The organism is Stenotrophomonas maltophilia group sp. msm1, assembly GCF_032025805.1.
Lineage (GTDB): Bacteria > Pseudomonadota > Gammaproteobacteria > Xanthomonadales > Xanthomonadaceae > Stenotrophomonas > Stenotrophomonas hibiscicola.
In genome coordinates, this window is the sequence record NZ_JAVSKH010000001.1 from 428,589 (window position 1) to 443,499 (window position 14,911).

4 protein-coding genes and 8 pseudogenes are annotated in these 14,911 nt (G+C 68.0%); 6 read left to right on the forward strand and 6 right to left on the reverse strand.

The features are described from left to right. Positions 1-33: 33 nt before the first annotated feature. A pseudogene (locus ROV95_RS01935) lies at positions 34-3,402 on the reverse strand (TIM-barrel domain-containing protein). A gap of 322 nt (positions 3,403-3,724) precedes the next feature. Here ROV95_RS01935 and ROV95_RS01940 point away from each other — a divergent pair. The 6 genes and pseudogenes from ROV95_RS01940 to ROV95_RS01965 all read left to right on the forward strand — a co-directional run bounded on the left by ROV95_RS01940 (position 3,725) and on the right by ROV95_RS01965 (position 11,060). After that, positions 3,725-4,879, forward strand: coding sequence for an SIS domain-containing protein (locus tag ROV95_RS01940; protein WP_155030281.1), 1,155 nt, complete (start codon positions 3,725-3,727; stop codon positions 4,877-4,879). Continuing rightward, positions 4,872-5,822, forward strand: a complete 951-nt coding sequence (locus ROV95_RS01945) for an ROK family protein (protein WP_312542598.1) — start codon at positions 4,872-4,874, stop codon at positions 5,820-5,822. Before ROV95_RS01940 ends, ROV95_RS01945 begins: the two co-directional genes overlap by 8 nt. Before the next feature lie 16 nt (positions 5,823-5,838). Further along, positions 5,839-7,171: pseudogene (locus ROV95_RS01950) on the forward strand (D-tagatose-bisphosphate aldolase, class II, non-catalytic subunit). Between the two features lie 33 nt (positions 7,172-7,204). Further along, positions 7,205-7,978, forward strand: a pseudogene (locus ROV95_RS01955) (DeoR family transcriptional regulator). Then, a pseudogene (gene nagA, locus ROV95_RS01960) lies at positions 7,975-9,089 on the forward strand (N-acetylglucosamine-6-phosphate deacetylase). The pseudogenes ROV95_RS01955 and nagA overlap by 4 nt, the downstream one beginning before the upstream one ends. Before the next feature lie 192 nt (positions 9,090-9,281). Further along, positions 9,282-11,060, forward strand: a pseudogene (locus ROV95_RS01965) (MFS transporter). A 51-nt stretch (positions 11,061-11,111) separates the two neighbouring features. Here the strand turns inward: ROV95_RS01965 and ROV95_RS01970 are convergent. From ROV95_RS01970 to ROV95_RS01990, 5 genes and pseudogenes are all read right to left on the reverse strand, one after another. After that, entirely contained in the window at positions 11,112-11,585 is a 474-nt protein-coding gene (locus tag ROV95_RS01970; protein WP_312542601.1) for a hypothetical protein, read from the reverse strand. Continuing rightward, positions 11,582-12,132: pseudogene (locus ROV95_RS01975) on the reverse strand (HdeD family acid-resistance protein). The gene ROV95_RS01970 and the pseudogene ROV95_RS01975 overlap by 4 nt, the downstream one beginning before the upstream one ends. Positions 12,133-12,190: 58 nt before the next feature. Further along, a pseudogene (locus ROV95_RS01980) lies at positions 12,191-12,888 on the reverse strand (ComF family protein). Positions 12,889-12,984: 96 nt separating this feature from the next. Beyond that, positions 12,985-14,313 (reverse strand): annotated as a pseudogene (locus tag ROV95_RS01985) (chloride channel protein). 142 nt (positions 14,314-14,455) lie between these two features. Continuing rightward, positions 14,456-14,773, reverse strand: coding sequence for a hypothetical protein (locus tag ROV95_RS01990; RefSeq protein WP_111098629.1), 318 nt, complete (start codon positions 14,771-14,773; stop codon positions 14,456-14,458). Positions 14,774-14,911 lie beyond the last annotated feature (138 nt).

Below are 14,911 nucleotides of genomic sequence, written 5' to 3' on the forward strand. Positions count from 1 at the left end.
GAATGGGCGGGGAGGAGCGGTGTTACGAGGGGGTCATGGGGCGACGATGCTGGCGGAGTCGCCCTCCTGGCCGATCAGTACGGCATTGGCCCAGTTGGCGCAGACCTGGGCGGGTTGACTGCCCTGCGCACCCAGCGTGCGCAGGCTCAGGGTGGAAAGGCCTCGGATGTCCAGCTCCGGCTTGACCACGCCGGGTGCCTTCACCAGGCCGCTGTCATACAACAGGCGGTTGTCACCCCAGACCTGGAACTGCAGGCCACCGGCGCTGCGGCAGGCGTCGTCGATGCCGAGGTCGGCGCGCAGCAGGTGCCAGCCGCCCTGCAGGCGCAGGTCGATGCGGCTGTTGGCGCCGACGCCCAGGCCCCGGCGGAACTGCAGGCCGTTCATGCGCATGCCGGCGTCGCCACGGAAGGACTGGTCGGTGCGCACCTGGCTGGCCAGCGCGGCCGGCACCGGCAGCTCGGAGAGATAGCGCTGCCGGGCCGGTCGCTCCGGTTCCTGGTGTTCGTTCGAGATGTGGAAGGTGGACAGTGCGATCGGGCCGACGTCGCGCGGCTGCAGCGCATCGAAGGCGCGGGCACTGCCCTGTGCGGCGGTAACCATCGGATCGGTGCTGCTGGCGCCATCGCCTTCCGGGTTCTGCACGCTCAGCACGCGGAAGCGCAGCAGGCGGCCGGCATGGGCCGGGAACGCGATGCGCTGCACGCCTTCCTTCAGCTGCAGGCGGCCACGTGCGATCGGCTCACCCCATTCGCCATTGCTGTCGCCCAGGTACACCTCGTAGTCGCGTACCTGGCCGTGCTTCCAGTTCTTGTCGTTGCGCGGCGCGATGTCGATGCCATCGATCATCCTGCGCTCGCCGAACCCGATCACCCACTCATGCGCACCGGTGCGGCACGGCCTGCGCACACTGCGGAACCAGGTGGCCGGGTCATCATCGAAGGCATTTTCCAGCGCATGGCCGGGCTCTTCGGCCGGGCGATTGACCACCAGCAGGCTGTCGGCCGGCAGTTCGGCCGAGTACCGGCGCAGCCGGATAGGCATCGTCGGCGGCCGCAGCGGCCACCTCGAAGTCCAGCTGCAGCTGAAGCGGCTGGCGGATGTCCTGGGTAGCGGTACGCACGTGCAGCGTGCCACGGCGCTCCTTGGCATCGAAGTACCAGCCTTCAGCCGCACCGTTGAACGCCGCCGCATCGGCCAGCGCCGGCAACGCGCGGCCAGCGGCCTGCACCGCGCGCGGCGCCTGGCGGCTGAGCACGCGCAGGCCATAACGACGCTGCGCCAGCTGGCCGTTGTACTGGCCCTGCACCGCATCGATCTGCACCTGCACCGGGCCACTGCCCTGTGCCGGCGCCTGCACGCGGATTACCTGCGTGCTCGACTCACCCTGCTGGTAGCGGCGCGTGTTGCCATCGTCTTCGTACAGCGTGTACTGCGACTCGCCCTGCGGATACAGATCGAAGATCACTTCATCGAGCGGCTTTTCGCCATCGAACAGCATCGACGGGTACATCGGCAGGATCGCACCGGCACGCACGAACACCGGCAGCGTGGCCAGGTCCACCTGGCGGTCGAGCTGGCGGCCGTCGGCGCCGGCCTGCACGCGGCGGCCATCCCAGTAGTCGATCCAGCCGCCGGCCGGCAGGTGGATGTCGCGGCGCCAGCCACGGCTGGCGGCGGCTGGCTGCGGTACACCGGCGCCACCAGCAGATCGCGGCCAAGCAGGAACTGGTACTTGTAGGTTTCATCCTGCGCGTGCGGGTCGCGCGGGTTGTCCCACATCAGGCCACGCACCGGTGGTGCGCCGGTCTGCGCGGCCTCGTGCACCAGGCCGTACATACATGTACGGGGTCAGGCGCATCTTCAACTTCAGGTAATCGCGGTTGATGCTGCGGTAGGGCTCGTCGTACCACCACGGATGCTTGCGTGCGTTCGACGACCAGCCGCTCATGCCCATCAGTACCGGCGTGAACGCCTTCCACTGCAGGTCGCGGGTGAAGGTCTCGGCGCTGCCGCCGAAGACGCGCATCGACGTCGCCGCTGGCATAGGCCATGCCGGACAGGCCGGAACCGACCAGGGTCGGCACGTGCCAGCGGATGTAGTCCCAGCTGCTGCTCTGGTCGCCGGTCCAGGCCACGGCATAGCGCTGGATGCCGGCCCAGCCCATCACCGTCCACAGGAACGGGCGCGAATCGGAATTGTCGAGGATGCCGTTGAACGCCTGGCGGTTGGCGTCCATCGCGAACTGGTAGCCCTTGCCGGTCCAGGCCACGTCCAGCTTCTGCACGCGGCTGCCGGCCTTGCCCACTTCCCAGGCGATCTTGTCGACGCCGTTCTCGGTCCACAGTCCGGTGCGGAAACCGTAGCCGGCCAGCCCCTTCACGGTTTCCGGCAACTGCTTGTAACCGCAGCCGTAGCCGTCGTTGGGCAGGATCCAGCCACCGGGCATGTCGTGGGCGCGGTACTGCTTGGCCACGCTGTCGATCACATCGGGGGTGGTGCCGGTCGGGCCGTCGCTCCAGCCTTCGCACGGTGCCGGGCTTCCTGCTGTTGTCGCCATCGTTGTAGCAATCGGCGTCGCCGTAGGACAGCGCCCAGCGCGCGACCATGTTCGGGCGGCCAGTCAGCTGGGTGTAGCGCTCGATCAGTTTCGGCAGGTCGGCGCCGACGAAGTAATAGGCATCGAAGCGGTCTTCGCGATGCAGCAGCGTGGACTGGTCGGCCTCGCGCAGATCGTAGCTGCCATCGCTCCAGGTGTTGCGCAGCATGCCCCAGCCACGGCTGCTCAGCAGCATCGGTGCAGGGCTGGGGCGGTCGCCCTCTTCCCAGCCGCCGGAATAGGACACCTCCAGCTCGCGGCCCTTGAACTGGTAGCGGCCGTTCTGCTGGCCGCCACCGAAGTAGCCCTCATCGGCCTGCGAGGACAGCACCTGCACGCTCTGCGTGGCATCCAGGTCCAGCGGCTGCAGTTCCTGCCACAGCGCGGTGGGCTGGCCGTTGTCCAGCCGTTCCAGGCGCATGCGCAGCGGCTGCCGCTGTACATGCATGCAGCACCGGGACTCGGTCCGCACGCGGATTTCCTGCGCGTCTTCTTCCAGCTTCGCCTGCACGTTGGCCTTGGGCTGCGGCGTACGTACGATCGGCGCGGCCTTGTCGCCGGCGCCGGTCAGCGTGCCGTTGCGGCCGGCCTGCACGCGGATGATGTCGGTGGCCGGCAGTTCGATGCGGATGCGCGCGCCCTTGTCGGTCTGCAGGTCCCAGCCCTGCACGCCGTCGCGGCTGGCGCTGGCGGCAACCGAACGCAGGTTGCCGACCGGCTCGGCCCGGGCCGGCATGGACGCCAGCATCAATGCCGGCAACAGGGCCAGCATCAGCGGCGAGCGACGAACGCAGTTTTCCACGCGGACTCCCAACCCGTTCACCGGGCGTTTCGAAAGCGGTTGGGCCGACTCTAGGGCAGCGATTCGAAAGATGTCAACAAATTGAAAGGAAAAAGGAAGATACATTCCATTGAAACGAAAGTTGTTGTGTCGCAACACTTTGTGTAATCGATTGCAGCTGCCTGTTAAGCATTGTGCGATACGGCATTCAGCCCGTTCTTTCGTTTTCCCGAGTGCTCGGCAGCGGGAAAAGTCATCGCGTCATTTTCTTTCTTTTTACTTTCGATGTTTGACATTTCGAAAGAAAACGCAGATGGTGCGCTGGCCCAACTGGAACCTCCGAATGGACGTCACCCTGCTTTCCGATGTGTCCGCCTGGCAGCGCCTTGGCGGAGCCGATACCGCTACCGAAATCGCCCAGCAGCCCGCGCTGTGGGAAGCCCTCGCCCAGGATCTGTCGCGTGCCCGCGACCGCCTGCAGGCCTTCCTCGGCGGCAGCCTCAACGATCCCAACCAGCGCGTGCTGTTCACCGGCGCCGGCAGTTCGGGCTTCATCGCCGAAATGGTGGCCGACGCGATCAATGCGCAGTGGCCGGCCGAGGTGCGCGTGGTGCACACCACCAGCCTGCTGACCCATCCGGCGCTGTACCTGCAGCGCGACCGCCCGACCCTGCTGGTGTCGTTCGGCCGCAGCGGTTCCAGCCCGGAAAGCGTGGCCGCGGTGGAGCGCGTGCGCAGCGACGTGGATGACGCGCGCTTCCTCGACATCACCTGCAACGCCGATGGCGAACTCGCCCGTCGTGGTGCCGGCCGTGCCGATACCTGCACGCTGCTGATGCCGTCGGCCAGCTGCGATCGCGCCTTCGCCATGACCAGCAGCCTGACCTGCATGCTGCTGGCTGCGCTGACCGTGTTCGATCGTTCGCCGTGGGATGCGCGCGTGGCGCGCCTGAAGCAGATCGCCGCGCTGGCCCGCGAAGGCCAGGCGCAGTGGGATGCACCGGTGGCGGCGCTGGCGCAGCGCCCGTTCAACCGCATCATCTACCTCGGCAGCGGCCCGCTGGAAGCGCTGGCGCGCGAGTGCGCGCTGAAGGTGCTGGAGCTGACCGCCGGCCGCGTGCTGGCGTTGGCCAACACGCCATTGGGGTTCCGCCATGGCCCGAAGTCGACGCTGGACGGCAACACCCTGGTGGTGGTGCTGCGCAGCGTGCAGCCGCTGGCGCGCCGCTACGAACAGGACCTGCTGGAAGAGCTGCGCCGCGACGGCGTGGCCGGCCAGGTGCTGGCGATCGGCCCGCATTCGGACATCGGCGCCGATGACGAATACACCCTCACCGTGCCGGCACTGGATGATCCGTGGCTGGCGCCAGTGTGGCTGGGCTTCGCGCAGTTGTTCGCGCTGCAGCGCTCGGCGGCGCTGGGCCTGACCCCGGACAACCCGTTCCCGGACGGCACCGTCAACCGCGTCGTCAAGGGCGTCACCATCCACCATGGCTGAGCTGATCGCCCACGCCTGCTATGGCATCGACATCGGCGGCACCAAGATCGAGCTGGTGGCGTGCGATGCGGCGATGCGGGTCACCTGGCGCCGCCGCGTGGCCACCCCACAGGGTGACTACGACGGCTTCCTGCAGGCGGTGGTGGCGCTGGTCGCCGAGGCGGACGCTGCCCTCGGCCGCAGCGATGCGGCCATCGGCATCGCCCTGCCCGGCGTGCGCGACCGCCGCAGCGGCCGCCAGCTCAGCGCGAACGTGCCTGCACTGACCGGCCAATGCGTGGCGCAGGATCTGCAGGCACGCCTGCAGCGCCCGCTGCACTTCGGCAACGATCTGCAGTGCTTTGCCCTGTCTGAAGCGCACGGCGGCGCGGCTGACGGCTACCCCAGCATGTTCGGCGCCATTCTCGGCACTGGTGCCGGTGGTGGCTTCTGCCTGCAGGGCCGCCTGCTGACCGGTTTCAACGGGCTGGCCGGCGAATGGGGCCACTGGAGCGTGCCCGGTCATCTGCTGCAGCGCCACGGCCTGCCGCTGATCGACTGCGCCTGCGGCCTGCAGGGGCTGCGTGGAGCGTTATGTGTCCGGCAGTGGCGTGGCGATGATCGAGCGCCACCTTGGTGGCAGCGCCGCCGACGCCAGCGCCGTGATCGCCAGCGCCGTGATGCCCGCCGCGCCGGTGATGCCCGCGCGCGCAAGGCGCTGGACATCCATCGTGACCTGCTCGGCCACAGCCTGGCCGCGCTGGTGCTGGCACTGGACCCGCACGTGATCGTGCTCGGCGGCGGACTCTCGCAGTACGCGCCGCTGTACCAGCAGCTGCCGGCCGCCATCGCCACCCATCTGTTCAATGGCGTGCAGGTCCCGCCGATCGTGCCGCCACGGTTCGGCGATGCCGGTGGCGCACGTGGTGCCGCCCTGCTCGCCTGCCAACCCTCGTTTTCCTGATGTCCGGAGCCTGACCATGTCCCCGTTGCAGACCCTGCTTGCTTCCCACCGCGCCGGTGCCAATGTCGGCCTGTACAGCGTCTGCTGCAGCAACGAGCAGGTGCTGCGCGCGGCCATGCACGTGGCGCTGGCGCACGGTACCGTGCTGCTGATCGAGGCCACCTCCAACCAGGTCGACCAGTTCGGCGGCTACACCGGCATGACCCCGCCGCAGTACCGCGACTACGTGGGCACGCTGGCCGATGAAGAAGGCTTCCCGCGCGAGCGGCTGATGCTGGGCGGCGACCACCTCGGCCCGAATGCCTGGCAGAAGCGCCCGGCGGCCGAAGCGATGACCCACGCACGCGTGCTGATCGAAGCCTACGTCGCCGCCGGTTTCCACAAGATCCACCTCGATTGCAGCATGTCCTGCGCCGATGACCCGGTGCCGCTGCCCGATGCCGTCGTTGCCGCACGCTCGGCCGAGCTGGCCGAGATCGCCGAGCGCACCGCCGCCGAACACGGCCTGCCGCCGCCGGTCTACGTGATCGGTACCGAGGTGCCGATTCCCGGGGTGAAGCCTCGCTGGCCGAGGGCCTGCAGGTGACCACGCCCGCTGCTGCCGCGCAGACCCTGGCGATTCATCAGCAGGCGTTCGATACGCCGCAGCTGCGCGATGCGTGGCAGCGCGTGATCGCCATGGTGGTGCAACCGGGCGTGGACTTCGACCACAGCAGTGTGCACGAGTACGACCCAGCCGCCGCCAGCACGCTGGCCGACTTCCTCGAACAGCAGCCGCGCATCGTGTTCGAAGCGCATTCCACCGACTACCAGCGCGAAAGTGGCCTGCACGCCTTGGTGCGCGACCACTTCGCCATCCTCAAGGTCGGCCCGGCGGCGACCTTCGCCTACCGCGAAGCGCTGTTCGCGCTGGCCGCGATCGAGGCCGAACTGCTGCCGGCCGCACAGCTCGCGCGCTGCCGCAGGTGCTGGATGAAGTGATGGTGGCGCAGCCGAAGTACTGGCAGTCCTACTACCAGGGCGATGAGGCAGCGCTGCGCCTGCTGCGCAGCTATTCCTTCAGCGACCGCTGCCGCTACTACTGGGGCGAGCCCGCGCTGGTGCAGGCGGTGCAGACCCTGTTCGCCAACCTGGAACAGCACGCGCCGCCACTGGTACTGCTCAGCCAGTACCTGCCGGAGCAGTACCGCGCCGTGCGTGAGGGCACGCTGGCCAACACGCCCACCGCGCTGGTGCAGCACCGCATCGGCCTGTGCCTGGGCGAGTACGCCCGTGCCTGCAGCGCCAACCAGGCCGGAACCCGCACGCATCACGCAGACGCGGCTGCCGCCGTTGCTGCGAACGGCTAATCTCTACCTTTCCCCGCGACACCGAGAATGGCCATGCGCAACACCCGCTCCCGCCGGCAACAGATCCTGCAGCTGCTGATCGAGCACGGCTCGGTGCAGGTGGCCGATCTGGTCGAGCGCTTCGGCGTGTCGGCGGTGACCATCCGTGCCGACCTGACCCACTTCGAATCGCAAGGCCTGGCCAATCGTACTCACGGCGGCGCCACGCTGGTGCGCACGCCGCCACAGGAACAGGACATCCACGAAAAGGACGCACTGAACCTGCCGCTGAAGGAATCGATCGGCGCGTGTGCCGCGCGCCTGGTGCGGCCCGGTGACAACATCATCGACTCGACTCGACCACGATGACCCCTGGCCCGTCACTTGCGCACCCAGCGCGACGTGACGGTGATGACCAATGGGTTGAACATCGCCTGGGAACTGGCCAACGCGCCCGGCATCAACGTGCTGCTGACCGGTGGACTGCTGCGCCAGCAGTCGTTGTCGCTGCAGGGCAGCCAGGCCGAAGCCAGCCTCAACTCCTACAGCTTCGACACCCTGTTCCTGGGCGTGGACGGCCTGGACCTGCAGTTCGGCCTGACCACCCACGATGAAGCCGAAGCCCGCCTCAACCACCGCATGGTCGAGCGCGCGCGCCGCATCGTGGTGCTGACCGACGCCTCCAAGTTCGGCCGCGTCAGCCTGCACCGCATCGCACTTCTCGATCAGATCCACGCCATCATCACCGACGCCGGCATCGACGACGCAACCCGTGAAGGGCTGCAGCGGTTGGGCATCGAGGTGATCATCGCCGAGCCCACTGCATGACCGACACCCGCACCCTGCATGGCCGCATCCTCACGCCGCTGGGTTGGCGGCGTGGCCACGTCCACTTCGATTCGCACATCCGCCAGCTGCAGGTGGACGACCACAGCGGCGCTGACGACCTGCAGCTGCCGGTGATCCTGCCCGGCTTCATCGACCTGCACGTGCATGGTGCGGCCGGCGTCGACCTGATGCAGGGCGGCGACGTGGCCCGCACCATCGCCCGCACCCACCTGCGCTTCGGTACCACCACGCTGCTGGCAACCACAATGACCGCCGGCCTGGATGAGATCGAGCACGCGCTGCACGGCGTCGCTGCGGCGATGGCGGCGCCCGATGCCGACGCCGCCAGCATCGCCGGCGTGCATCTGGAAGGACCGTTCATCAGCCCGCAGCGGCTGGGCGCACAGCCCAATCGTACGATCGAGGCGACGGTGGCACTGGTGCAGCAGCTGCACGCGCTGGCGCCGATCCGGGTGATGACACTGGCGCCGGAAATCGGCGAGCACACCGCGCTGATTCCCGCGCTTTCGGCAATGGGCATCCGTGTGCAGCTTGGCCACAGCGCTGGCACTTACGAAGAGGGTGTTGCTGCGCTGCAGGCCGGGGCTTCCGGCTTCACCCATCTGTTCAACGGCATGACCGGCGTCGACCACTACCGGCCTGGCATCGCCGCGGCGGCGCTGGCACATGCGCAGTACGCCGAGATCATTCCCGACCTGCAGCACATCCATCCCGGCGTGATCCGCCTGGCCGCGCGCGATTTCCGCGCCTGTACGCGGTGACCGACGCGACTGCCGCCACCGGCATGCCCGATGGCGAGTACGCGCTGGGCGAGCAGCGCGTGCACAAGTGCGGCGGCTGCGTGCGCCTGGCGACGGGTTCGCTGGCCGGCAGCGCACTGACCATGGACCAGGCGCTGCGCAACCTGGTGCGCGTCGGCCTGGAGCTGGCCGATGCCTCGCAACGTGTTTCCACCTTCCCGGCCGACTATCTGGGCCTGGGCGATCGCGGCCGCATTGCGCCCGACGCCCGCGCCGACCTGGTGGTACTGGACGCCGAACTGCGCCTGCAGCAGGTGGTCATTGGTGGGCGCGTGGTCGATCTGACCTGACGCAAGCGATGCGGCCCGGATGCCGCGCGGGCTCCCTGCAGAGCCGAGCCATGCTCGGCTCACCGCGCGAAGCGCGGCATGGGGAACCTCGATATCGGAACGGAAAGCAGCCGAGCATGGCTCGGCTCTACAGAATGCACTCTGCGACGAACCGCCGCCGGGCCTGGCCCGGCGCTACCACAGGAACTGCCGATGACTGCAAGCACCGCCCCGCGCTGGCCCGTACGCTACCTGCTCTTCATCGGCGGCTTGGGGGCCTGCTGTACGGCATCGACATGGCATCATCGCCGGTGCCCTGCCCTATCTTGAAGCGACCGCCAGTCACGCCTGGCAGCTCAGCAGCCAGCAGCTCGGCTTCGTGGTGGCGGCGGTACTGCTGGGCAGCGTGCTGTCCTCGCTGTTCGCCGGCATGGTCGCCGACCTGATCGGTCGCCGCGGTGCGATGCTGCTGGCCGGCCTGCTGTTCACCGCCTCGATTCCGATCATGGCGCTGGCCTCGGGCTACACGCCGCTGCTGCTCGGGCGGCTGCTGCAGGGCATCAGTGGCGGCCTGATCGGCGTGGTGATTCCGCTGTACCTGGCCGAAGTGCTCAGCCCCGAGCGGCGTGGACGCGGTGCGGCGATGTTCCAGCTGCTGCTGACCATCGGCCTGGTGCTGGCCGCGCTGATCGGCCTGTACCACGCCCATGCGGTGGATGCCGCCGCCGAGGCCGTGCGCTCGCTGCCGCTGGCGCAGCAGGCGCAGGAACTGTTCACGGTGAAGGACCACGCCTGGCGCACCATCTTCTGGAGTTGTCTGGCGCCAGGCCTGCTGTTCTGTGCCGGCATCTTCTTGCTGTCCGAATCGCCGCGCTGGCTGGTGCGCCGCGGCCGCGTCGCTGAAGCCCGGCGCAGCCTTGAGCGCGTCCTCCCCGCCGCAGAGGTTGAGCCCACGCTGGCCCAGATCCAGGCGCCGGAATCGAGCAGCAGCGACGGCAAGCGCGACCCACTGCTCAGCCGCCGCTACGTGGTGCCGTTCGTGCTGGCCTGCGTGGTGCTGGCCTGCACCCAGGCCACCGGCATCAACTCGGTGCTGGCCTACGCGGTCAACATCCTCAACCAGGCCGGCCTGTCCGGTTCGGTGGCCAACGGCCGACGTGGCAATCAAGCTGCTCAACGCGGTGATGACCGTGGTCGCGCTGCTGCTGGTCGACCGCAAGGGCCGCAAGTTCCTGCTGATGCTGGGCAGTGGCGGCATCTGCGTGGCCCTGCTGGCCGCGGCCACGCTGTTCTTCCAGGCTGAACGCGGCCGTACCGACGTGCAGCCGCAACTGCAGGCGGCGGTCAGCGGCGACGGCCTGCAGCTGGTGCTGGATGATGCGCAGTGGCAGCGCTTCGGCGCTGGCATCGACAGCGAAGGCCGGCCGCTGCAACTGACCGTGTCGTATGCCTGCCTACGGCGACTTCACCAATGTGCGCGCCCTGCGCAGCGACAACCTGATTGATCGCGAACTGCGCATCGAGCGCACCGGCACCGTGCAGCCGGACAGCGTGATCGGTGCGTTCTTCCGCAAACTCCACCTGAATCCATTTGCCGACCCGGCCAGCGCCAGCCAGGCGCCATTGCGCATCGAGCAGGCCCGCATTGGCCCGGTGCCGCCACCGGCACACGGCTGGGCCGTGGCCACCTGCATCCTGGTGTTCGTCGCGTTCTTCGCCGTCGGCCCCGGCGTGTGCGTGTGGCTGGCACTGTCGGAGCTGATGCCGAACCGCATCCGTTCCAATGGCATGAGCATCGCGCTGCTGATCAACCAGTTCGTGTCCACCACCATCGCCGCCATCTTCCTGCCCACGGTGGGCCACTACGGCTACGCCAGCATGTTCGTGTTCTGGGCGGCGTGCACCTTTCTGTTCTTCCTGGTGGCCGCGTTCTGGCTGCCGGAGACCAAGGGCAAGTCGCTGGAAGAGATCGAGGCACGGTTCGCCCGGTAGCGGTCGACCTTGGTCGACCTCCCCGCGCGCCGCGGGTTCATGGCGCGTCCGTCAGTCGCCAGTGATGTGCTTCGCCAGCTCCTGCGCCTCGGCAACGCTGGGCAGCCCGCTCAGCATCATCGATTCGCCGAACGGCCCCTGCACCGTCGCCACCATCAGCACACGGCCATCAGCTCGCGCTGATCCAGTGCTGCCGTGTCCCACCAGTGCTGCCGTGTCATCGTGGATGCGCTGGTGCGCTTCGGGCCGGTAGCGGATCTGCAGGCCGGGCTGCTTGGCATCGTCCAGTACGTAGCGCACATCAGCAATGTCCGCACTGCCGGCAATCGGCGGCTCGCGCAGGGCCAGGGTTTCGCCTTGCCATTGCGCCGGCCTGCCTTTGCCGGAGGCGTCCACCGCGCTCAGACGCACATCCACGCCGGGGCGTGGCGCATGATCCTTGCCTGCCAAGGCACCGGGTGTGCCAGGCCTGCATCCGGTCAGGGCCAACGCCACGCCCAGCAACAGGGAAAGCGCAGCCCTCACTTCAGCTTCCGCAGCTTGAATGCCACCAGTACCTGCAGCAGCCCATACAGCAGGCTGCCGATGCCGATCCACAGCGTGGTCACCGCCACGCCTGCGTACGGGTTGGCCGCAAACAGCAGGCCCAACACCACCGCAAGCACACCACTGAGTATCAGCAACCACTCGCCCTGGATCTGTTTGCGCACGCGGATCGCGAACACGATGCGATAGATGCCCGCCACCAGCAGCCACGCTGCGAGGAACAACACCAGCCGCTGGCGGTGGCCAGCGGGTTGATCACCGCCAGGATGCCGAAGCCCAGCGAGGCGATGGCATACAGCGCCAGCCACCCACGCGAGGCACCACTGCCGCCGCTGATCAGTGCGAACAGGCTGATGACACCTTCAACGATGGCCATCACGCCCAGTGTCCACGCCAGTGCCATCGCTGCGGACAAGGGCCAGCCGATGGCAACGATGCCAAAACCCAGTGCGACAAGCCCGTACAGCAGCAGGATCCACCAGCTGCGGCCAACCGCCGACAGCAAGGGAGACAAGGGGGAATTCATGACCACTCCTTCGATCCGGAACCGGCCTCATCCTAGCCCCTGTGGATGAAGAGGGCGATCACGGCGCCCGCGCGCAGACCCACACGCGCACCTCCGCAGCGCCCACCAGGCGCAGCGTCTCGGCAACCTCCATCACCGTGCTGCCGGTGGTCATCACATCATCGACCACGGTCAGCCGCGTTGGCACCAAGCCACGCACATCGAACGCATCGAACAGATTTTCCCTGCGCTGTTCGGCCGTGCGCTCGGACTGCGGCGCGGTGTGGCGCCGCCGGTACAGCCCCTGCCAGACCGGCATCGGCAGCAGCCGGCACAGCTCGCCCGCCTGGTTGTAGCCGCGCTGGCGCAGCCGGCGATTGTGCAGCGGCGGCCCGGCACCAGCGGTGGACACCACCACGGCGGCGGTGCGCGCTGCATCAGCTGCGCGAGCAGGCGTCCGGCTGCGAGATCCTGATGGAACTTGTAGCGGACCAGCAACTGGTCGACCGGTGGCAGGTACAGCAGGCTGGCGTGGGTAGCCGTCTGTGGCGGTGGCTCCTCGCGGCAGCTGCCACAGACGATCAACGCGGTGTCGGGCAACGGCAACGCGCAGCGCAGGCAGGCACGGCCTGCCCAGGGCAGATCGGCCAGGCAAGCGCAGCACAGATCAAGATCATCGTGGCCCGGGTCGCCGCAGACCAGGCAGCGGAGCGGTAGCAGCACACCAAGCAGTGCGCGCGAGACACGGGTTGCCGAACGCAGGAGATAAGTACGCATCACCCAATACTTGATGGCGCACGCCGCGTGCGGCCATCGGCGAAGCACCGATTGCAGTGTCGGAACTGCCCTCAACTGCGACGGGGCCGCCGCCCGTCAGGAAAGGCGTTCACCCTGTCCGGTCGCCGGTGGCGTAGCGGCGGGCCCGATCAACAACTCCGCCAGCCCGCGATAGATCGGCACCCTGCACACCCGGACACGCCACGCGCGATCAGCACCGTGGCCAGTATCGGCAGCAGCAGGTCGCCGCTGTCGGTCAGTTCCAGCGAGATCACCGCCGACGTCAGCGGGGCCTGGGTAACGCCGGTCAGGTAAGCACACATGCCCAGCAGCACGAACGCGCGCGGATCCACGCCCGGCATCAGCACTGCCAGGTTGTGGCCGAGTCCAGCGCCGACCGCCAACGCCGGCGAGAACAGGCCGCCGGGAATGCCCGCCACGTACGAGGCCAGATTGGCCAGCAGCTTCATCAACCCGAACTCGTGGCCGACCAGCGCCTGCCCCTGCACCAGACTGCGCGCTCTCGTAGCCGGTGCCGAACGCGCCTTCACCGAAGACCAGGGCGAGCAGTACCACCGCCATGCCGCAGCCTGCGGCCAACAGCACCGGATGCCGCTGCCGCAGTTGCCCGAGCCAACGCGGGCGGCCCGCACTGGCCAGCACCGCACGCGCGAACAGGCCACCCAGCAGGCCCGCGACTACGCCGCACAGCAGGATTGCCAGCCAGCCCTGGCCGAGCGGCAGGCGTGCGCTCACATGGCCGAAAATAGGTGTAGTTGCCCAGCAGGCCCAGCGACACCACGCCACCGACGATCACCGCGGTCAGCAGGGTGCCTGAGAAACGATGCTCGAAGCGGCCGCTGAGCTCCTCGATGGCGAAGACGATACCGGCCAGCGGCGTGTTGAAGGCCGCCGCGATACCCGCCGCACCACCGGCCAGCAGGAAGTGCGAGAGCTCGCGGGGATCCTTGAAACCGAACCAGCGGCCGAACAGATACATCAGGCTTGCGCCTACGTGCACGGTGGGCCCCTCGCGCCCGACCGATGCGCCCCCAGCAGCGACAGCGAGGTCAGCAGCAGCTTGCCGGCCGAAACCGCTGGGGAAAGGTTGGTTTTCCGGAACGGCTCATCGGCCTTGTCCAGCGCAGCGATGACCTGCGGAATGCCGCTGCCCCGCGTGGGCTTCAGCACGCCGGAAGTGAGCCACGCCAGCAGCGCGAAGATGCCGGGCGTGAGCAGCAGGGCCCACCATGGCGAGTGTGACGTGATGCGCTGGAACAGATGGAAGGCCGCATCGCTGGCCTTGGCGAACAGGATGGCCACCAGCGCCACGGCGGCGCCGCCCCAGAGCGCGGCGCGGCGGCGCCAGGCTTCGCTGAGAACCAGCGCGGTGATGCGGCCGCGGAGGCGATGGAGATCGGTCATGAGTCAAAGTCTGCGCGCCAGCGCTTTGGTTAGACAGCGGCCACTGTGGCCGAAGGCCTTGCAGGATGCGGTGAAATGCACGTATGCCGCCAGAAGAGCGTCCTGAACTCGGGCAGATGCAGCGATCTGCGAGATCTGATGCTCAGATCACCAAACGATGGAGAATGTGGGTCAGCGTCAGCTGAGAACAGCCTTGGTTCGGCAACACACCATCCTCTCCCGGCGTGCCCATCTCGAATCCTTCCTCAACGTCCTCGTAGTACAGCAACCCGTCGGGCAGCTGTGCGACCGCCCAGACCCACTCAATCATGCCCAGCCTGTGCAACCGAACCGCATGGAATGGCACGCGCAGGGATTCGAAGGTGGCTCGTTGGACAGGTGAGCAATCCTGCAACTGCCGTGCGACCAGGGTTTCCAGTTCTTCCCGGGTGATCGGCTGCCAGTTGTCCGGATTGTCCATTGCAGCGCTGCCCGATTGAACGTGTGTGCTTGAGGTTACGTCCAACGCGCTGCGCGGGTCGATCCTGACGATGTTCGGGCCAAGCTCACCGCGCAGGCTGCCCCCGCTCCCGGCCCGAGGACGGGGTTCGCCGCGGCA

Bases quoted from the DNA above. Each gene is read 5' to 3' on its own strand.
- ROV95_RS01990 (WP_111098629.1), bottom strand. From the start codon at position 14,773: ATGGACAATCCGGACAACTGGCAGCCGATCACCCGGGAAGAACTGGAA.
- ROV95_RS01945 (WP_312542598.1), top strand. From the start codon at position 4,872: ATGGCTGAGCTGATCGCCCACGCCTGCTATGGCATCGACATCGGCGGC.
- ROV95_RS01940 (WP_155030281.1), top strand. From the start codon at position 3,725: ATGGACGTCACCCTGCTTTCCGATGTGTCCGCCTGGCAGCGCCTTGGC.